17 protein-coding genes and 1 pseudogene are annotated in these 19,864 nt (G+C 63.2%); 12 read left to right on the forward strand and 6 right to left on the reverse strand.

Going from position 1 to position 19,864, the window contains the following annotated elements; translation table 11 throughout:
* Positions 1 to 201: 201 nt before the first annotated feature.
* From Q0562_RS09975 to Q0562_RS09985, 3 genes are all read left to right on the forward strand, one after another.
* Positions 202 to 1,242: a hydroxymethylglutaryl-CoA reductase gene (locus tag Q0562_RS09975; RefSeq protein WP_298643966.1), complete on the forward strand. Its 1,041-nt coding sequence runs from the start codon at positions 202 to 204 to the stop codon at positions 1,240 to 1,242.
* On the forward strand, positions 1,239 to 2,264 hold the full coding sequence (fni, locus tag Q0562_RS09980) for a type 2 isopentenyl-diphosphate Delta-isomerase (RefSeq protein ID WP_298643968.1): 1,026 nt from the start codon (positions 1,239 to 1,241) through the stop codon (positions 2,262 to 2,264). The genes Q0562_RS09975 and fni overlap by 4 nt, the downstream gene beginning before the upstream one ends.
* Before the next feature lie 146 nt (positions 2,265 to 2,410).
* On the forward strand, positions 2,411 to 3,382 hold the full coding sequence (locus Q0562_RS09985) for a hypothetical protein (protein WP_298643970.1): 972 nt from the start codon (positions 2,411 to 2,413) through the stop codon (positions 3,380 to 3,382).
* A 65-nt stretch (positions 3,383 to 3,447) separates the two neighbouring features.
* Here the strand turns inward: Q0562_RS09985 and Q0562_RS09990 are convergent, their stop codons facing one another.
* Together Q0562_RS09990 and cysP are read right to left on the reverse strand one after the other, a co-directional pair.
* Positions 3,448 to 4,551 (reverse strand): hypothetical protein, encoded by a 1,104-nt coding sequence (locus Q0562_RS09990; RefSeq protein WP_298643971.1) that lies wholly within the window; start codon positions 4,549 to 4,551, stop codon positions 3,448 to 3,450.
* Entirely contained in the window at positions 4,551 to 5,522 is a 972-nt protein-coding gene (cysP, locus tag Q0562_RS09995; RefSeq protein ID WP_298643973.1) for a thiosulfate ABC transporter substrate-binding protein CysP, read from the reverse strand. Before cysP ends, Q0562_RS09990 begins: the two co-directional genes overlap by 1 nt.
* Positions 5,523 to 5,810: 288 nt before the next feature.
* Between cysP and Q0562_RS10000 the strand changes: the two genes are divergently transcribed.
* The 9 genes from Q0562_RS10000 (at position 5,811) to Q0562_RS10040 (ending at position 13,374) form a co-directional block, all read left to right on the forward strand.
* Positions 5,811 to 6,677 carry a DUF2262 domain-containing protein gene (locus Q0562_RS10000; protein ID WP_298643975.1) on the forward strand — a complete coding sequence of 289 codons (867 nt, stop codon included), beginning with the start codon at positions 5,811 to 5,813 and terminating at the stop codon, positions 6,675 to 6,677.
* A 145-nt stretch (positions 6,678 to 6,822) separates the two neighbouring features.
* The gene (locus Q0562_RS10005) at positions 6,823 to 7,599 is read left to right on the forward strand and encodes a family 1 glycosylhydrolase (protein ID WP_298643977.1); all 777 of its coding nucleotides are present in this window, start codon (positions 6,823 to 6,825) and stop codon (positions 7,597 to 7,599) included.
* A 101-nt stretch (positions 7,600 to 7,700) separates the two neighbouring features.
* Positions 7,701 to 8,360 carry an isocitrate lyase/phosphoenolpyruvate mutase family protein gene (locus Q0562_RS10010; RefSeq protein WP_298643978.1) on the forward strand — a complete coding sequence of 220 codons (660 nt, stop codon included), beginning with the start codon at positions 7,701 to 7,703 and terminating at the stop codon, positions 8,358 to 8,360.
* Positions 8,361 to 8,362: 2 nt separating this feature from the next.
* Positions 8,363 to 9,049 (forward strand): GNAT family protein, encoded by a 687-nt coding sequence (locus tag Q0562_RS10015; RefSeq protein ID WP_298643980.1) that lies wholly within the window; start codon positions 8,363 to 8,365, stop codon positions 9,047 to 9,049.
* 20 nt (positions 9,050 to 9,069) lie between these two features.
* Entirely contained in the window at positions 9,070 to 10,092 is a 1,023-nt protein-coding gene (gene nusB, locus Q0562_RS10020) for a transcription antitermination factor NusB (RefSeq protein ID WP_298643982.1), read from the forward strand.
* A 16-nt stretch (positions 10,093 to 10,108) separates the two neighbouring features.
* On the forward strand, positions 10,109 to 11,212 hold the full coding sequence (locus tag Q0562_RS10025) for an acyltransferase (protein ID WP_298643984.1): 1,104 nt from the start codon (positions 10,109 to 10,111) through the stop codon (positions 11,210 to 11,212).
* Entirely contained in the window at positions 11,209 to 12,303 is a 1,095-nt protein-coding gene (locus tag Q0562_RS10030; RefSeq protein WP_298643986.1) for an acyltransferase, read from the forward strand. Before Q0562_RS10025 ends, Q0562_RS10030 begins: the two co-directional genes overlap by 4 nt.
* The gene (locus Q0562_RS10035; protein WP_298643989.1) at positions 12,300 to 12,815 is read left to right on the forward strand and encodes an alpha/beta fold hydrolase; all 516 of its coding nucleotides are present in this window, start codon (positions 12,300 to 12,302) and stop codon (positions 12,813 to 12,815) included. Before Q0562_RS10030 ends, Q0562_RS10035 begins: the two co-directional genes overlap by 4 nt.
* 10 nt (positions 12,816 to 12,825) lie before the next feature.
* Positions 12,826 to 13,374, forward strand: coding sequence for a DNA-3-methyladenine glycosylase I (locus tag Q0562_RS10040; protein ID WP_298643991.1), 549 nt, complete (start codon positions 12,826 to 12,828; stop codon positions 13,372 to 13,374).
* A gap of 67 nt (positions 13,375 to 13,441) precedes the next feature.
* Here Q0562_RS10040 and Q0562_RS10045 read toward each other — a convergent pair whose 3' ends face one another.
* From Q0562_RS10045 to Q0562_RS10060, 4 genes and pseudogenes are all read right to left on the reverse strand, one after another.
* Complete coding sequence (locus tag Q0562_RS10045) at positions 13,442 to 14,542, reverse strand: hypothetical protein (RefSeq protein ID WP_298643992.1); 1,101 nt, start codon at positions 14,540 to 14,542, stop codon at positions 13,442 to 13,444.
* A 15-nt stretch (positions 14,543 to 14,557) separates the two neighbouring features.
* Entirely contained in the window at positions 14,558 to 15,646 is a 1,089-nt protein-coding gene (locus Q0562_RS10050) for a DUF1176 domain-containing protein (protein ID WP_298643995.1), read from the reverse strand.
* Between the two features lie 61 nt (positions 15,647 to 15,707).
* On the reverse strand, positions 15,708 to 18,509 hold the full coding sequence (locus Q0562_RS10055) for a DUF499 domain-containing protein (protein ID WP_298643997.1): 2,802 nt from the start codon (positions 18,507 to 18,509) through the stop codon (positions 15,708 to 15,710).
* A 39-nt stretch (positions 18,510 to 18,548) separates the two neighbouring features.
* A pseudogene (locus Q0562_RS10060) lies at positions 18,549 to 19,864 on the reverse strand (hypothetical protein); the annotation flags it as partial.

Below are 19,864 nucleotides of genomic sequence, written 5' to 3' on the forward strand. Positions count from 1 at the left end.
ATATCCCAGTCGAACGGCTGTTTTTCCACGGTAGCCGTGGCGGTAATGCCCAATAGTTTGACGCTACTCTGCCGGATAGGTGCAAAAAAAAAGCGGACTATGGGTCCGCTTTTTTTGCGCCGTTGATGTCTCGCTACGCCGTAGAAAAAAGGCCTGCGTGCTATACTGCTGCGCCGAAAATTCCTGTAAAACCAGCAAAATATGCCCCGCCAAGAGACCCACATCACTCCCATCCCGACCCAATGGATCGGGCCGCTTACCATCAGCGGCAACGCCGTGAACGATACCGTCCGCGTCCCGCTCGCCACCTACGAAAGCCCGCTCTGGCCCTCCACCGCGCGCGGCGCGAGGGTCGCCGAACACTGCGGCGGCGTGCGCTGCACCCTGATTGACGACCGCATGGCGCGCAGCATTCTGCTCGAAGCGCCCGATGCCGCCACCGCCTACGCCGCGCTACAAGACATTCTCGCCGCGCGCGACGAACTCGCCGCCGTCGTCGCAGAAACAGGCCGCTTCGCCCGCCTGCTCGGCCTGCACCACCAAATCGTCGGCAACCTGCTCTATCTCCGTCTCGAATGCGCGACCGGCGACGCCGCCGGGCACAACATGGTGACCAAAGCCGCCGATGCCGTGCTTTCCCACATCCTCGCCGCCCATCCCGCCCTCGCCTACGGCTCCATCTCCGCCAACTACTGCACCGACAAAAAAGTGAGCGCGGTGAACGGCATCCTTGGCCGGGGCAAAAACATCATCGCCGAAATCACCATCCCGCGCCGCCTCTGCGCGCGGATGCTGCGCACCACACCGGAAAAAATCTGCGCGCTGAACCTGCGCAAAAACCACATCGGCGGGGCGCTTGCCGGCAGCATCCGTAGCGCAAACGCCCACTTCGCCAACATCCTCCTCGCCTTCTACCTCGCCACCGGCCAGGACGCGGCGAACATCATCGAAGGCTCGCAAGGCATCGTCCACACCGAAACGCGCGGCGACGACCTCTATTTCAGCTGCACCCTGCCGAACCTCATCATCGGCAGCGTCGGCAACGGCAAAAGCGGCGACGCCGTCGAAGCGCACCTGCACGCGCTGGGCTGCCGCGCAGACCGTCCCGCCGGCGAGAACGCGCGCCGCCTCGCCGCCATCTGCGCTGCCACCGTCCTCTGCGGCGAACTGTCGCTGCTTGCCGCGCAGACCAACCCCGGCGAACTGATGCGCGCCCACCTCGCCCTGGAACGCCGCGCATGAACCCCATCGCCCGCCGCAAACGCGAACACCTCGACGCCCTCGCGCAAGACCCCGCCATCGAGCGTGGCGGCAGCGGCTTTGCCGCCCTGCGCCTGACGCACCGCGCCCTGCCTGAGCTGGCGCTCGCCGACATCGACACCCGCTGCCCCTTCCTCGGCAAAACCCTGCACCTGCCGCTCCTCATCTCCTCCATGACCGGCGGCAGCGACCCGGAAATACGGCGCATCAACCGCCACCTTGCCGCCGCCGCCGAAGCCTGCGGTGTGGCGATGGCGGTCGGCTCGCAGCGTGTCCAGTTCGGCGAACAGGCGGCAGAAGCCAGCTTCCGCCTGCGCGATGTCGCGCCCGGTACCGTTCTCATCGCCAACCTCGGCGCCGTGCAGCTTAACTACGGCTTTGACAGCAGCCACGCCTGCCGCGCGGTAGCGACGCTCGTCGCCGATGGCCTCTACCTGCACCTCAACCCCCTGCAAGAAGCCGTGCAGCCCGAAGGCGACACCGACTACCGCGATCTGGCCGCGAAAATCGCCGCCGTCGTGCAGGCGACCCCCGTGCCCGTGCTGCTCAAAGAAGTCGGCAGCGGCCTCTCGCCCGCCGACATCGCCCTCGGCAAACAGGCCGGCGTGCGCTACTACGACCTCGCCGGACGCGGCGGCACCTCGTGGAGCCGTATCGAACACCACCGCCGCCGCGACCCTGCCGACACCCTCGGCCTCACCTTCCAGGACTGGGGACTGACAACCGTCGAAGCGCTGCGCCTCAACCGCGCCGCCCACCCCGACGTAACCCTCATCGCCAGCGGCGGCATCAGAAGCGGCATCGACATGGCGAAAGCCATCCTCCTCGGTGCCGAACTGTGTGGCATTGCCGCGCCCTTCCTCGCTGCCGCGCAAGAAAGCACTGCTGCCGTTATCGCCGCCATCCGCCGCTTCGAACGCGAATACCGCACCGCGCTCTTCCTCCTCGGCTGCCGCGACAACGCCGCCCTGCGCGACAACCACGCGCTGCTGCTGAATCCGTAAACCCTGGCCTTATCCCGCCGGCACGGAAAAGCCCTTCTCCCGTCGGCGGGCTGAAGACAGCCCTGTTTGCAAGGGCTATAAAATAGGCGTCGGCCGCCCGGCCGCCTCACCGCAACCGTAAAACCATTTTTTAAGGACTACCCCCCATGAAAAAAACCCTCATCGCGCTCGCCCTTACCGCCGCCCAGGCCGGTGCCGCGCCGCTCTTCACCAACACCATCACCCCCGGCACACAGCCGCTGACCTACCTCGGCGAAGACAGCAAGGCGGCGGCCGCCCTCGTCATGACGCAGAAGCCCGACGGCGGCGACGCCGTTTTCCGCCTCGCCAAAGACAGCCCGCTCACCATCCTGCTCGTGGATGACAAAGGCCGCGCGCTCGTCAAAAACGCCTTCGGCCTGACCGGCTGGGCACAGGCGGATACCAGCGGCGCAGCTGCCGACAAACTGGACGGCCTGCAAAAAGCGGAAATCGGTGAAAACAACTTCTTTTTCTACTTTGACCCGAAAAACAGCACCTTTTTGAACGAAACCGTGCCGGGCAAAGATGATGCACCGGATGTCTATCGCGCCCTGCGCGGCAAACTGGCGGGGGATGACAAAGACTATTTCGTCTATTGCGACGACGGCATGAGTGGCGACCCGAACTGCACTATCTTCCCCGCCCCCGCCGACGGCAAAGCCCCGGACGAAGTCCCCTACGACGAAAACAGCACCCTGAACGGCGAAACCTACTATCTGCCCGGCGACGGCACCGTCTATACCGACACCCACGCCAACCTCTACTACCAGACGCGCAGCAAATACACGCTCAAAGGCGACAAACTGGACGAAGTCATCCAGCCCTATCACTACATCGGCGTGGACAGCAAAGCCGAAAACGATTTCACGCTCGACGGTCTCGACGGCAAAAAACACGCGGTGAAGAAAGGCGAAAAAGTGCGCATCATCCTCGACGACCCGCGCGCCATCCCCTGCAAGGAAGAGGAAATCTGCAAACTGAAATTGCTGGTGCAAAACGCGGGCGGCAACACCGGCTGGGTCACGCCCGACACATACAGCGGCGAAGAAGAAAAACCGGGGCCGAAGATCGCATATATCCGCTTCTACGGCGACTGAGCGCCGCTGCACAGGAAACGCCGACCCGCGTCGGCGTTTTTTCTGCGCGATGCGCGGGCACCCGGCTATATCCCGCGCAGCAATATGCCGATGAGGGGCGGCAGGGCAAGCCCGAGCCAGAGGAGGATGTTGCCGCTGCGGCTGTGCGCGGGGACGCGCCCGGTCGTCTGCGGCGGCAGCGCCCTGCCGTGGATGGCGGCGTCAGCGCTGGCGGCGATTTCCCGCACCATGTCGTCTTCTGCGAGATAGCCTGCGGGGAAGCGGTGCCTGTCGCCGTAGCGGTCATCAATGGCGAGATGGGTGGGCGGGTCGAGTCTGCCGCATTTCAGCACGGCGCGGATGCCGCGCATATCCTGCCGCGCGATGAAATCAATCCTGCCGTCGGGTCGGCAGAGGTGCAGGCCGCGTGCATCGAGGCGCGCCATGATGCGCGGTTCCTGGGTGAGGTAGTAGCGGTAGTGGCCATAGATGCGGTGCAGCAGCCAGGCCAGGATGGCGATGCCCGCGAGGTTGAAGACGGCCAGCAGGGGATGCAGGGGCTGTGCCGCATCATGCGAACGCCAGCCGTCGTAAAACAGCCAGACGATGAACCAGGCGGCTGCCAGCAGCAGGGCCAGGGTGAAGCTGGCAAAGCGGATGGTGCGGCGGGTCCTGTACCAGAGACGCATCGGGATGGCGGCGGCGGGCGGTGCGGCAACATGGTGCAGGCGGTCCCGCGCGACGCGGGCGATGTCGGCGTAATCGGCGGCACCGAGGCGCGGGTGACGGTACAGCCGCTTCGTCCCGTCGCGCGCGCAGATGGCGAGCTGTATCCCGCTGCCGGGGGCGGACACATCGGCGAGCGCCTGCCAGCGCCATTGCGCGCAGATGCGCCCGCCGTGGCAGAGGGTCAGCCCCAGGGCGTCGCATATGACGGCGGGGCGGCGGCGGCGGAAGCAGCAGTAAAGCGCGATGGCGCCGGCCAGCGCCCACAGTGGTGTCCACACCGTCCAGACGCGGTGGCTGTACTGCCCCGCCGTCAGCGGATAGGCGAACCACAGGAGCAGCCAGACGGCGATGACGGAACCCGGCCGGTGGTGCAGCCGCCCGCCCCAGCCGTGGCTGTCCGGGGCGTGCAGATCGGGGGTGAAGGAAGTGGCGTTTTTATCGGGCACGAAGGCTTGCGCCATCAGCGTTTCTGCAACTGGTCCAGCAGGGCGCCGCTCGCGAAGTGTTCTTTCATCGCCTTGTCCCACGAGCCGCTGATGTCTTCGATGGTTTTCAGCTTGACTTCGGGGAAGCTGTCCTTGAAGGCGGCGGCGATTTTTTCATCGCGCACGCGGTAGTGGTTTTCCGCCAGCAGTTGCTGCGCCGGTTCGCTGTACAGATATTCGAGATAGGCTTTGGCGGCGTCCGTCGTGCCTTTGGCGTCGGTATTCTTGTCCAGCCAGGCGACGGGGAATTCGGCGAGGATGGAGACTTTGGGGATGACCACGTCGTAGTCGTTTGCGCCGTATTCCTGGCGGATGCCGTGCACTTCGGATTCAAAGGTAATCAGCACGTCGCCGATTTTGCGCTCGACGAAGCTGGTGGTCGCGCCGCGTCCGCCGGTGTCAAAGACCTTGACGTGGCCGAGGACGTTTTTCAGGAACGCCTGCTGTTCGTCTGCGCTTTGGTAGGTGTCCTGCGCGTAGCCGAGCGCGCCGAGGTAGGCATAGCGCCCGTTGCCGCTGGTTTTCGGGTTGGCGAAGACGATTTCCACGCCGTCTTTGACGAGATCGCCCCAGTTTTCGATGTGTTTCGGGTTGCCCTTGCGCACGAGGAAGGCGGTGGTGGAATAGTAGGGCGAGCTGTGATGCGGCAGGCGTTCGCGCCAGTTGTCCGGCAGCAGTTTGCCTTTCTGCGCGAGCACATCGATGTCGGTCACCTGGTTGAAGGTAACGACATCGGCTTTCAGCCCTTGCAGGATGGCGTTGGCCTGCTTCGAGGAACCGGCGTGCGACTGGATGATTTTCACGTCGGGGTGTTCCTTGCGGTAAAGATCGTTGTAGCGGGCGAAGAGTTCGCGCGCGATGTCGTAGGAGGCGTTGAGCAGCTCCGTTTCGGCAAACACCGGCAGGGCGGCAGCAGCGAAGAGGGCGGCGAGAAGGATTTTTTTCATGGGGGCTTCCGGTTGTTGGGGGGAGCGCGCATGGTAGGGATTTCCGCCGCATCTGCCCAATAGCGGTTTTTTATTGCGCCATAACCGGCGGGCATAACGCCGGTACATGGTCAAAACGCGCCAGAACAGGCGAGGCTCGCCGCCTTGTCTCATTTCTGTCTGGAACGACTATAAACCCGCGTTCATGCGGGCGTGATATATAGTCGGCGGGGCAAAAAATCACGGCGGAAAGGATCCCCCTCCCCCCGCCCCGCCTCACGGCATCCTGCCCACAACCCGGTCCTGCACATGACCCCGCAAGAACAACGCACCGCCTTTGCCGCCGACTACCGCGATGAAGAACAGGACATCACCGTCCTCACCGCCAACCCCTGCAATGCCGTTTTCAGCATCAGCGGCGCGCCGCTCTACCGTGCCAAGTGCCGCATCCTTGCCTACCGGAGCGGCCAACAACTGCACAGCGAGCCGCTGGTGGGCGGCTTCGGACACATCCACAGCCTCGCCGCACCCGCCGATTTCAGCGGGAAAAAGCTGAAGCGCCTGCGCCGCCTGCTGTGCGCCCTGGGCGGGAAACCGCCGGTCGCCTGCCTCGCCGGACATACCATCTACCGCCTGCGCGTCCGCGCCCACAACACCGCGCCGCACCGGTTCATGCTGCTGCGCATCCTGCGCGCCGGCGCGCCGGATACCGCCCTGGCCGCCATGCGCGATGCCTACCGCCATCCCCCCGTCTGGCAGGAGGCGCCACCCGCCATTCCCCTCACCCTCGATACCGCCTTCCACCATTACAAGGGCCAGGCCGACTGGCTGGGGCAGCCCGTCTGCATCATGCTGGATCGCGACGAAAACAACCCCGCACAACCCGCTCCCGCTGCCGCCGCCACGCTGAACCGCCTGTTCGACAGCCCGGACAACCGCCGTTACTGGAACGAACGCCTGATTAACCATGCCGCCCGCTGCCTCGCGGCAGCCGGGGAAAGTGGCGGGCTGGATGCCGCCGCACTCGCCCGCCGCCTGCGCCTTGCCGAACTGGCTGTCGGCGCGGACGGTGCCTTTACCGCCTGGCTGGATGCGGGCGACACCTTCAATGGCGAACCCGTCAGCCTCGGCGTCACCCCGGCAGGCGAACTTGACGATCCCTGCATCGGCACCTGAGAGCGCGTTGCGCAGAAAAACCGCCGCGTCCCGCCGCCAATCCCCTACAATGCAAAAGTACGGCCGCCGCCGGATGCTTTCCGCGCCGTTTTGACCGTGCCATGTGCCGCAGGGCCCTCCCTCCCCTTTGCATCAAGGAGAAACCATGAACCGTCGCCAACTCTGCCTGGGAACCGCCGCGCTCGCCCTCTCCGGCAGCGCCCTCCCCCAAACCGCTGCCACCGGAGATCCTGCCATGCCCAGCGCGCTGCAAAACGCCATCAACGCCGCCATCAAGGGCAGCTACCCGGCGGACATTCTCGAACTGGTGCAAAAATATCAGCTGGACACCGGCATCGAGGAGGGCGACGCCGCCAAGGTGGGTGCGGCCAGACTCGAATTCCTCGGCATTAACTACTATGCCCCGCTCTACATTCGCACCCGGAAGGATGCCAAAACCGACTACGCCCCGGAAATGCAGCTGAGCGACGGCGACAAAGAAGTGGCCTTTAACGGCGCCGTGCGCCCCGACCTGTTCGAGGAACTGCTGCTGCGCATCCGCGACGAATGGAGCAATCCCACCGCCATCATCACCGAAAACGGTGCCGACTTCCCCGGCGACGACGAGCTGAAAGACGGTAAGGTTAATGATGCGAAACGCCGTAAATATCTGGCCAACCACATCGCTGCCCTGAAGGAGGCCATGCAGGCAGGGGCCAAGGTGGTGAGCTATCACGCCTGGTCCAGCCACGACAATCTGGAGTGGTTCTCCGGCTACGGCAGCCGCTTCGGCATGGTCTATGTGGACTTTAAAACCCAGGCGCGGACGCCGAAATTGAGCACCGCCGTTTACCAGCAATTATTCAGGAAACGAAGTCGGGCTAACCGCCTGCCGACCATCCCGGCCGTGGGCGGTTTTTATACCGCCTCCTCCGCCATTTGATGAAAAGGGGCACCGTTTGAAACACCAATAACGGCCCAATTAACTTCAAGAAAACCCAAGCCTTCGCCCGCAGGCATTTCCACCGCAACCCGATCTTTCACATGCCCCCACAAAAACAACGCGCCGCCCGCTTCGCCGCCCTGCACCGCGCCAACCAGCTCTTCATCCTGCCCAACATCTGGAACGTGGGCAGCGCCTGCGTCTTCGCCAAACAGGGCTTCCCCGCAATCGCCACATCCAGTGCGGGCGTCGCCTACGACCCGGGGCTGCCGAACGGCGAAGCCGTCACCTTTGCCGACCTGCTCGAACTCGTCGCCAAAATCACCGCCCGCGTTGATATCCCGCTCTCTGTGGACTTCGAGCGCGGCTACAGTGAAACCCCCGACGCCGTGCAAGAAAACGCGCGCGAACTGCTGCGTGCCGGTGCCGTCGGCTGCAACCCCGAAGATGGCGAAACCGGCGGCAGCCTCTCGCCCATCCACCTGCAAACCGCAAAAATCGCCGCCCTGCGCGCCCTCAAACAAGAAACCGGCGTGGATTTCGTCATCAACGCCCGCACCCGTGCCTACTGGCCCGACGTCGCCCCATCCGCCGCAAAAGAAGCCATCGCCATCGAACGCGGCCACGCCTTCGTACAGGCGGGTGCCGACTGCGTTTTCATCCCCGGCGCACTGGACGACGCCATCCGGCACAGCAACACCGCCGCCCTGCTCGACAATCCCTTCACCTACGCCGCTGCCAACAAATATTTCTCTCACTGACCATGCCCACCAACGCCTATCACCAACCCGTCGGCACCCCGTTGCCCGACTACACCCCCGGCGCTTTGCCCGCCATCACCACCCTGCATGGCCGCTACTGCCGCCTCGAAAAACTTGATCCCGCCCGCCACGGCGCCGCCCTTTACGCGGTTTACGGTCCGGCCGCGCCGTCGGCCAATTTCACCTACCTCAGCATCGAGCCTGCGCCCGACCGCGCCGCGCATGACGCGCTCATGCGGCGCCTGGCCGCCAGTACCGACCCCTACCATCTCGCCATCTGCGACGCCACGAGCGGTACGGCGCTGGGCACCCTGGCGCTGATGCGCATCGACCCGAAGAATCGCGTCATCGAAGTGGGCTGGGTCTGCTATGGCGACGCCCTCAAACGCTCGCGCCTTGCCACCGAAGCGCAATACCTGCTGATGCGCTACGTCTTTGACGAACTGCACTACCGCCGCTACGAATGGAAATGCGACAGCCTGAACGCGCCCAGCCGCCACGCCGCTGAACGCCTCGGCTTCACCTACGAAGGCACCTTCCGCCAGGCCGTCGTTTACAAAGGCCGCAACCGCGACACCGCCTGGTATTCGCTGCTCGATAACGAATGGCCGGCCCAGCGAGCCCGCTTCGAGCGCTGGCTCGACCCGGCCAACTTCGATGCCGCCGGACGCCAGCACACCCCACTCTAATCCCCCAACCCGAGACAACCATGCACATCCGCCAACTGACCCTCGCCGACCTCGACCAACTGCAAAACATCAGCCGCACCACCTTCCACGAAACCTTCGCCGCTGATAATAGCGAAGCCGACATGGCGCACTACCTCGAACACAACCTCTCGGCCTCCCGCCTCGCGCAAGAACTCGTGAACCCCGAAAGCCGCTTCTACTTCGCCGAAGACGACGACGGCAACGCCCTCGGCTACCTGAAAACCAACACCGGCGCGGCACAAAGCGCGCCGCAAGACCCGCAGGCGCTGGAAATCGAGCGCATCTACGTCCTCAGCGCCCACCACGGCCAGGGCGTCGGTGCCGCACTCTACCAGCAGGCGCGTGATGACGCCGCCGCACAGGGCGCGCCCTACCTCTGGCTCGGCGTGTGGGAGCACAACCGCCGTGCCTTGCAGTTCTACCAGAAACACGGCTTTACCGCCTTCGCCAGCCACACCTTCACCCTCGGCAGCGACGCACAGACCGACATCCTGATGAAACTCGACCTCGCCGCTGCCGCTGAAACCACCGCCGATCCCGAAACCGCTCCCGCCGCCGAAACCGCTCCCGGCGACAACCCCGCCCCGGGCAAAACACCGAACCTGCGCCGCCGCGCCATCGAACAGCGCAGCCGCGCCCGCCGCCTGCTCATGCAAAGCCTCTACCAGTGGCAAATCAGCGGCGACGACCCCTACCTGGTGCGCATGAACCGCATGGAAGACCCGAAAGCGCGCGAAATCGACGAAGACTACTTCGCCGCCGCCTTCTCCTACATCACCACCCACCGCGAAGCGCTCGGCAACCTGCTCGCCACCGTGAGCAGCCGCAAAGTCTCATTACTCGACCCCGTCGAGCGGGCAATCCTCTGGATCGGTGCCTACGAAATCAGCGCCCGCCCGGACATCCACCCGACGGTGAGCATCAACGAAGCGGTCGAACTCGCCAAACAGTTCGGCGCGGAAGACAGCTACAAATTCATCAACGCCACCCTGGACAAACTCGGCAAAAGCCGCAGCCACTAACCCATAAGGACACACCATGCAATCACAAAACATCCGCTACATCGCCCGCCTGGACCATCTGCGTTTCTTCGCTTTTCTGCCGGTCTTTGCCTTCCATTTTCGCGGCCCGGACAGTCCGCTTGTCTTCCACGGCGAGTGGACGAGCTGGAAGGATCTCGCCAAGCTGTGGATAGAAAACGGCTCCAGCGGCGTCAGCCTCTTCCTCGTATTAAGCGGCTTCCTCTTTTGCCTGATTACCGACAGCGGGCGCAAACCGGTGCGCTACCTGCCTTTTGTCTATAACCGCATCCTGCGCATCATCCCGCTCACCACCTTCCTTGTCTTTCTCGTCATCACCGTCAACCGCGCCGAATCGACGCCGATGGACATCCTGCGCCTCCTTACCATGCAATTAAATACCGGGCATCCGTGGACAGGTTGGGGAGCCAGCGATGCCTTCCCTTCCGGCCCCATCTGGACAATCGCCGTCGAATTCCAGTTTTATCTGCTCTTCCCGCTCATCATCGGCTTCATCCGCGACAAAGGCATCCGCTGGGCGCTCGGCCTCATCCTGCTGATGATTACCACCCGCCTCATCCTGATCGGAAACAGCAGCCCCCACCTTTTCTTCAACTTCTACCACACTATCACCGGCCGCCTCGACCAGTTCATCATCGGCATTCTTGCCGGCATCTACTATCTGCGCAGTGGCGGCGCACGTCCCGCCCGGGCGCTGCCGATGAGCCTTGCCGCCATCGCCCTCTTCTACACCTTCAGCTTCCTCCTTGCACAGCGTGATGACAGCTGGTTCGGCGCTGCTTTCAGCTTCCCGCTTGAAGCCGTGCTGTGGAGCGCCGTCATTATCGGCTACCTGCGCTTTCCCTTCCCGAACTGGCCGTGGTTGGACCGCCTGCTGGCCTGGCTCGGCGGCCTCAGCTTCTCTCTTTATCTCTTCCATCATGCGGTCATTTTCCTTGCCCTGAGGCACTTCGGCATGAGTTATCCGCAGAGCCTGACGGAAATGCTGCAACGCAGTGCGGTGATCATTGCCGTCACTATTGTTTACGCCTGCCTCACTTATTACATCATCGAAAAACCCTTCGCCGCCAAGCGGGTCAAATACACCACGTCCGGATCATGAAATCCGCCAATCTCGCCTATTTTTCGCGCCTTGATCACCTGCGTCTTGCCGCCAGCCTGTGGGTGTTTATCTTCCACCTGCGCTTCGCCGGTGATTTCCTTGGCGCCGGCAACGAACTCACCGATCCGGTGGAAATCCTTAAACTGTGGGTGGATAACGGTCGGAGCGGCGTCAGTCTCTTCCTCGTGTTGAGCGGCTTTCTCTTCTGCCTCATCGGTTTGAACAGCGCCCGTCCCATCCGTTACCTGCCATTTATCTACAACCGCATCCTGCGCATCTTCCCGCTCACCACTCTGCTCGTCTTCATCACCATCAGCGTGGGGCGGGCCGATTCTACCCCGCTGGACATCCTGCGCCTTCTCACCCTGCAACTGAATACCGGTGGCGGCGCGCCCGTCGCCGTCTGGGGCATGGAGGCCTATTTCCCGATCGGCCCCGTGTGGACGGTCGCCGTCGAATTCCAGTTCTACCTGCTCTTTCCCTTCATTTTCGCCACTTACCGCGCCCACGGTGCGAGCCGCCTCGCCCTGCTCATCCTGCTGATGATCGCCACCCGCCTGCTACTCGCCGGTAACAGCAGCGACCCGGATTTCCACCTCACCCTCTACTTCACGCTCATCGGCCGCCTCGACCAGTTTCTCATCGGCATGCTGCTCGCCACCTATTACTATCGCCGCCCGCATTCCCCGCTGCCGCCGCTGCGCTGTCTCATGGCGAGCATCCTCACCCTGGCTGTTTTCACCGCCTATTTCGCCCATCGCGGCCCGCCGTGGTTGCGGCAAAGTCTCGAACCGACCATTGAGGCCCTGCTCTGTGCCGCCCTCATCTACCTCTACCTGCGTGCACCGCTGCCCGACTGGCGGCGACTCGACCGCCTGCTCGCCTGGCTCGGCGGCCTCAGCTTCTCCCTCTACCTGTCGCACACCGCCATCTACCGCATGATGCCCAAATTGGGGTTGGCTTACCCCGTCTCCTACACCGATCTGTGCGGTAAAACCCTGCTGCTCCTGCCGCTGCTCATTGCCTACGCCACCCTTACCTACTACATCATCGAAAAACCCTTCAACGACAAACGCATCAAATACACATGAAGATCATCCTCTCCCACGGACGCGGCGGCACCCCGCACAACAAAGAAATCTACCACCTTGCCCGCACCGGCAAGGCGCACGGCTACACCTGCGAAACCGTGGACGACCGCGACAGCGAAGACCCGGAAGAACGTGCCGCGCGCCTCACCGCCCGCGTTGCCGCCGAGTCGGAAGCCGTGCTCCTCACCGGTTTCAGTATGGGCGGCTACACCTCGATGCTGGCCGCTGCCGCCCATCCCGACAAAGTCAAAGGACTCTTCCTCATCGCTCCCGCCCTCTACTGCCTGCGTTACCGTGTGCAGCACTACCCGCGCATCAGCCCGACCACCATCGTGCACGGCTGGCACGACGACGTCATCCTCTACGAACACTCGCTGCGCTACGCCCGCGATCACGACGCCACCCTGCACCTCGTGGACGCCGGGCATTTCTTCTACGCGTCGCACGAACTCGCCCTGCTCTGCCGCTATTTCGACGGCTTCCTCGCGCAATTCCCCGCGCCGCAAGACTGAGCGCGTCGCCATGAACTACTGCGACTACACCGCGACCCTGCCGCCCGACAACCCACACCGCCGCTACCACGACCACGAATACGGCTATCCCGTCGCCGACGACAACCGCCTCTTCGAGCGTCTCGTCTTTGAAATCAACCAGGCGGGACTGAGCTGGACGACCATCCTCAACAAGGCGGACAACCTGCGCCGTGCCTACGACGGCTTCGACATCGCCCGCGTCGCCGCCTACGGTGAGGCCGACACCGCCCGCCTGCTGGCGGATGCGGGCATCATCCGCAACAGGCGCAAAATAGAGGCCGCCATTCATAACGCCCGCGTCATTCAGGCACTGCAAGCGGCGCACGGCAGCTTCCGCGCCTGGCTGGACGCGCAGGCCTGCGCGGACAAAGCCGCCTGGGTCAAGCTGTTCAAACAGACTTTCACCTTCACCGGCGGCGAAATCACCGGCGAATTCCTGACGAGCTGCGGCTACCTCGCGGGCGCGCACCGCCCCGACTGCCCGGTGTACGGGCGGGTCCTCGCCGCCCGCCCGCGCTGGCTGGCCGACGGCGCATAAGGACGGGGGGCAAAGCAAAGCGGGTGGACGCTGCCGTCCACCCGCTTTCGTTTTCCGTTTTACGGCATCAACCCGCCAGCGGGTGCAAGCCGTCAATCCGGGGGGATGTGTCTTTTTTGCTGTAATCGTAGTCCACGGTCAGCCAGCCGAGGGTGCCGTCGGCGGTTTTCACCAGCAGACGGGCTTCGGTGCAGATGGGGTCATTTGCGTCGCCGATGCGGGCGCCCGCCGGGCAGTCGTGGCGGGCATCCGCCAGCAGCAGGGTGAAGGTGTCACCCGCGTTCAGGGTCGCCACTTTTTTGCCGTCGTCGCCCATCAGCGTCAGGGTGGCCTTCTTGTCCAGGATGCCTGTCGCCTGGTTGTCGTCGCCGTGGTAGGCGCTGTCAAGGCCGAGGTAGTAGTAAGGCTGCGGCACTTCCTTGAAGGCATTACCGACGAGCACCCATTTCTGCCGCTTGCGGTGGTAGCTGCTGCCACTGTCGTCATAGTCGGTATAGACGTAGCCGTTGCCGGGGATGTAGAAATCCTGCCCGGCGAGCACGGGGGCATCGGTGCGGGCGCTGCCTTCACGATAGAAATCGCAGGCGTAGTCATCGCTCATCCCCGCCGAGCAGTCAACATGGTAGGTCGCGCCGCCTGCTTTGAGGGCGGTGTCGAGCAGGTGCGCATAGACGGCGTAGTCGGGAGCGGGTTCGCCGGCTTTGCCTGCGGGCGGGATGCCGTCGTGCCGCTTGCCGTCTTCATCAAGGTAGTAGGTTGTCTGTGCGGCTTTGCCGAGCGCGGGCAGGTAGTGCAGGAGGAAGGCCGGGGTTTCTTCGGTGTCTTTTTCCGGCGCGCTGATTGCCAGGGCGGGGAAGTCGTCATTCTCATCGGTGGCGGTGGCTGGCTGCGCCCAGCCGGTGAGGCCGAAGTGGTTGGCGGCGAGAATGTGGCCTTTGCCATCGTCAAGGAGGGCGGTGATTTGGCCGCCTGCCGGGATGAGGGCGACGGTCGCGCCGCCTGCGGGGTCGATGGTAAGGGCGAGCGGCGCGGTGGTTTTGGTTTCTTTGCCGATGTAGGTCAGCGTGCCGTTTTTACCGGCAGGGAGGCCGTCGGCAAGCGGCAGCGGCGCGGCGGTTGCGCCGACGGCGGCGAGGAGGAGGACGGAGGTGAGGGGTTTGCGGATCATGGCTGTTCCTTTTGCTCAGGGTTTTTTCGGGGCGATGACGGTGCTGACGCGGGTCGGCAGTTCCCAGGCGCCGCCGGCGAAGCTTTTGCACTGGCTGCTGCCGCTGCCGCGCGCATAGGTGAAGGTGTTGCCGTCCCAGGCGTAGAGTTTTGCCACGCTGCAATCGCCGGGGCCGCGCACCTTCATGAAGCCCGCGATGTAGCCGTTGTCATAGCTGAGGCCGTCGGCGCTGTCGCCCACGACGGTTTTCAGGGTTTTGTGGTCGGAGCCGAGGATGGCGTAGTAGTCGCCCGCGTTGTAGGCGGCGAGGAAGCAGGGGCTGCCGACGAGGGTGTTGTCGGCGTTGAGCGGGTAGAGGGTGATGTCGCGCGCGGGGATGGCGTCACCATCTTCCGGCGGCGCGAAGAGGGGGCAGTCGTCGCCCGCTTTGGCGGCAAGGAGGGCGTGCAGCGCGCTGTATTCGGCATCGCCCACGTGCAGGACGCGCGGCGGGGTGTCCGGCACGGCGGCGGCGTGGATGACGGGTTTTTTCGCAGGCCGGGGGATGGCTTTCTTGTCGCTGCCGCGCTTGATAAGGGCGGAGGAGGTGCCGACGCGTCCCTGGTAGTCGTCCATTTTGATGAGGACGGCGGCCGCGCCCGCGCCGGAGAGGATCCAGGTTTCTTTGTCCGCGCGGAAGCTGAGGGTACCGTTGCCGGCAACAGCTTTGAGGGCGGCGTCGGTCTGGGCGCGGCTGAGGCTGCCGTAGGCGGCGTAGCTGTCCGGATCGGGTTTGCTGCCCTCGCGACCTTCGCCGAGGGTAACGGCGCCGAGGCTGTTGTCGTCCAGATAGAGTTCGCCGCCGGTGGGGCGGGCGGTTTTTTCGTCCCAGTCCGCGCCCTGGATGGCGATGCGGCCTTGCACGGCGGCATCCGCCCCGGCGTCGCGCACGAGGAGGAGGGAGATGGCTTGTACTTCGTCGCCGGTCTGGTAGCCGGCGGCACGGCAGGTGCCGGTGTTGTCGCAGGCGATTTCCCAGTCTTTGTGCTGGAAATAGCTGCCATTATCGTCGAAAGCGAGGGTGGCCAGCGGCAGGGCGGCGAGGAGGGGGAGGGTGTGGCGCATGGTGGCTCCGGTTTGTGATTTGCGCGCGATTATACGGTGCCGCCGCAAGCCGTTCCGTGCCTTATTCGAATTCCCCCTGCACTTTGAGCACCTTGCTGTTTTCATTCACGCTGCGTTGCAGGTTTTCATCAAATCCGTCTGCGGCGGTGGCCTCTATTTCGATAGACAGGCGGACGGTAACGCCGGATTTCTCGCTGAATTGGGCGATGATCTCGTCGAAGATATTGCCAAACTCCATTTTGGCTTTGAGCGGATTGAGTTCTGCCCTGGCAAAGAAATGGGTGCGGTTCGCCGCTTGCGGAGGATTGTCGTCATGATTTGCGGCATTGCCGCCGGAGACGGGCGATGATGTAGTTGTTTTATTCCCTGCGGCAATGGATGCAGGCAGCGGGGTTGGCGCAGCGGTGATGCGCGCCTGATATGCTGCCGCTGTCTCCCGTGCTATCAGCAGGGATTGTTCGGTGAGCAGATTGAAGTTGTCTTTGCCGAAACAGAAGCCGAGATATTTATCGCCGTCTTTGCCATCGGCAAAGCCGAAATAATCCGTGCTTTTCAAGGCTTCGCGCAGGGTGTTTTTATAGACGCCGTCATTCACCAGGCGCGGCAGATAGAGGTATTGGCAGCAATCGTGATAGACCCGCAAGGCGCCAATTTCCGTTGCGCCTTCCTTGAAATAGTATTTGTGCAGGATATCGCGCAAATGGATAGGCGCCCATTCGCGGGTGATGGCTTCTTCATTCAGGGCGACATTTTCGATTTCTTCGATCAGTTTCGCCGCGTTGGCGGATACAGCTTTGGCCGCCCATTGCACAGGCGACTCCGCGTCATATTGTTCGGGGATAATCAGCCATTTGTAGGCATCGCGGATGACCAGTTTCAGGCTTTCTTCCGCGCCCCTCCGGCTTCTTTCCGCCTGCTTGACTTGGCCGGTATCCAGGTTCAGCTTTTCTTCGCCAATATCATGGCTGATGCTTTTCCAGGCGAGATAGGTGCGGGTGGCATCATCCAGGCGTGTTTTGGTGTCGCCGTCAATGGCGAAGAAAAGCAGGCGGTTGCGTTTCTGCCGCGCCTGTTCGCCCCGTTTTTTCAGGATTTCGGCAGCGGCCTTGAAAGCGGCGGCGGTTTCTTTTTCACTGCGGCTGTAGCCCGCGTCGGGCGGCAGTATCACCAGGCGCAGCGCCCAGTCATCGGGGATGTCGGCGGACGGGGCAAAATAGTGAAAATGCGCGAAATAGCGGCCTTTGGCGAGGGTGTCCTGCACCCGTTTTTTCTGCTCCTCGCGCAGATCCGCCGCCGTAAAACTGCTTTTGCGCCCCTCCGCTTCGCGACGCAGGCTGGGCTTGGTGTCGAGCCAGTAGCGGTCCTGATCGGTGTAGAGGTAATGCAGGCTGTCTTGCAGGCGTTTCAGCACGTCCTTGAAGATACCGACGTTCTGCCCCGGCTGCACCGTGCCGAGCAGGATGTGTGCCGTATTGATGCCGCGCACGTTCTGCCCGCCGTCTTCCGGCGCGGTGGCGAGGAAGATGGTGCGCATCACCCGCTGCGCCGCCTGCACCGCGCCGAAGCGGCTGTCTTCTTTTTCGCCGCCGTCAATGTTATGGGGGATGGACTGTTTGCCGGCCACTTCGCGGTTCATGATCGCTTCCCAGCCGCCGGGCAGGTACTGAATGCTTTTGTTCTGCACTTCGCCGTCCTCAAGCGGCAGCGAGCCGGGCAGGATCAGGCCGTCCTGATTATTGTTGACCCAGAGGCGGTGGATGACGATGGCGAGATATTGCAGCACGCCACGGGTGCGCTGGAAATTATCGAGGGTGGACCAGGTGTGATAGAGGCGGTCGAAGATTTCCGGGTGGATGGGATAGGAGCGGCAGAGGCGGTCCAGATATTGCGCACTCTGGCACTCCGACGGGAAATCGCCGTCGTGTTCGCTATAAAGCTTTTGAAAAGCGCGGCAGACTTGCTCGATTTCCGCCCGCTCGCCGGTCTGCTCGAACAGGCGGCAGCGGATGATTTCAAAGGCTTCTTCCGCCGCTGCCGGTTTCCACACCGCGTTCACCCGGTTGAAGTGCTTTTCCAGCGCCTTTAATGCCTTCTGCCCGAAACCGGCGCCGCTTTCCGACAGCGAGGCAGGCAAAGACGCCAGCAATACCGCCGTGGGCACGGCCTTGAAAGCTTCGGTCAGCGCCTGAACGAACTTGATGTTGGCCTCGAAGCTGCCTGCTGGTAGGCCTTCCTGCGACAGCTCGCTGAAATACTTTTGCAGCTCGTCAATCAGCACCACGCAGGGGGCGGCCTGCTGCAAGAGGGCAATCAGCGTGTCCTTGCCCGGCGCGGTGCCGCTTTTATCTTCAGCATCGACCAGCGCATAACCGTCGGCACCGGCCAACTGCCAGGCCAGCTCGCCCCAGAGGGTATGGGCGGTGATGTCGCCGTGCGCCTTGCCCCGGCTGACCGAGAGGTTGATGCCGTCCAGCACCGCCACCCGCGCCCGGGGCAGGTCGCTGATGCCCGCCTGGTCGAGCAGGGTCGGGATGCCTTCCAGCTGCTGCGTGCGGTCATGATGATTAGCGAGATGATAAACGGCCAGCATGGTGTGCGTCTTGCCGCCACCGAAAGCCGTTTGCAACTGGATGACCGGCTCGCCGCCCAGCCCGCACAAGCGGCGCGCCACTGCCGTCAGCAACAGGCGCATCCCTTCGGTGATGAAGGTGCGGGCGAAAAATTGCCGTGCATCCTGGTATTCCGGGTGGGCCCTGCCCTGCGCGACCTGAGTAATATCGGCGGCAAATTCGGATTGCTGGAAGCTACCTTGCAGCACATCGTTATGCGGGATGGCGATTTCTCGCCAGGGTTTGATGGTCATGGGGGATCCTTGGGTGGTGATGGAGGGAGGCGGTGCGGCTTACGGCAAATCCATTTCCATCTGCCGGTCTTCATGCCCTTGCGCGGCGATGGTGATGTCGTGCCAGGCGTTGGCCAGTTCGTTGTAGGCGCGGGCATCTTCCGCCCATTTTTTGCGCTCGCACAGGGTGTAGAGGTGGTAGCAGAGCTGGCGGATGTGTTCCGCCTGCTGCGGTATCCGTGCCAGGAGCGCGCCGGCGGCGTCGCTGCCGTCCTGCTGGAAGGCGCGGATCAGCTGATGGCAGGCTTGCCAGGCGGGGAGGGAGCCTTGCGGCGGCTGCCAGTCGGCCGGAGCCGGATATTCCTGCCAGCGCAGCAGGCGCACCTTGCCCGCCAGTGCCTCGATAACCGCGCCGTGCATGGCATTCACACCGGTGCCTTTGGCGCGGGAGAGGGTATCGGCGTCGCCGAAGGCGCCCTGCGCCCAGCCGTACTGCTCGAACCAGGCGTTGCAGAAGCGGGTGGCAGCATCAAAATCGCCCGCTTCCGGGCTGAGGTAGTCGCTGATGGCCTGGTTAATCAGGCCCAGCGCTTCATGCACGCTGAGGTCGCTGCCGTCCTGCTTGCGCACGGCGGCGTATTGCGAATAGACGGCCATGCCCGGGCCGATGGCCGCCTGCGCCAAATCCACCGGGGCAATCGGCGTAGCGCCGTCGCTGCCGCCAATCATCGCTTCCAGATAATCGGGCAGGGTTTGCTCCAGCTCGCGCAGGAAATCGCGGCGGGAGACAGTCGCGGCATCGTCACGGCGGCGCTGGCAGACGAGGACGACGGAAGAAGCGAGGGCGTTTGACCCCATGCCAATGATACGGGTCGTTTGTTCTGAACGTATCGGCCAAGTGCCGGTGATGGCAAAGCCTGCCGCAATCACCGCTTGCAGGAAGGTTTCCCAGCCGGTGCTGACGGTTTTGTCGTCTTTGGTTTCTGCCTGCTTGAAGGCGTAGTAGATGGTAACCGGGAAGGCGGGATGCGCCTGCGCCGCCATTTGCCGCATCGCCTCAGTCATGCCGTGCAGGAAAAAGGCTTCCGCTGCTTTTTTGGATGGGTGGCGGTGTGGGCTGGCAATCAATTCGGCGTCTTTGGGAACAGCAATAGTGGCAAATAATTGCGGGTAGATGGGGCGCAGATTGTGGCGCAGCCAGATGTAGAAGAAATCCGATAAATCGGCGTAGCTGATATTATCGTAATAAGGCGGATCGGTCGAGATGACTTTATTCAGACTAATAGTCTGTCTAACAGCATCCGCCTGCTGTACAATATTGCTGATTGCTGATTGCTGATTGCTGATTGCTGATTGCTGATTGCTGATTGCTGATT

The sequence above is a fragment of the uncultured Cardiobacterium sp. genome (assembly GCF_938028825.1).
Classification (GTDB): domain Bacteria; phylum Pseudomonadota; class Gammaproteobacteria; order Cardiobacteriales; family Cardiobacteriaceae; genus Cardiobacterium.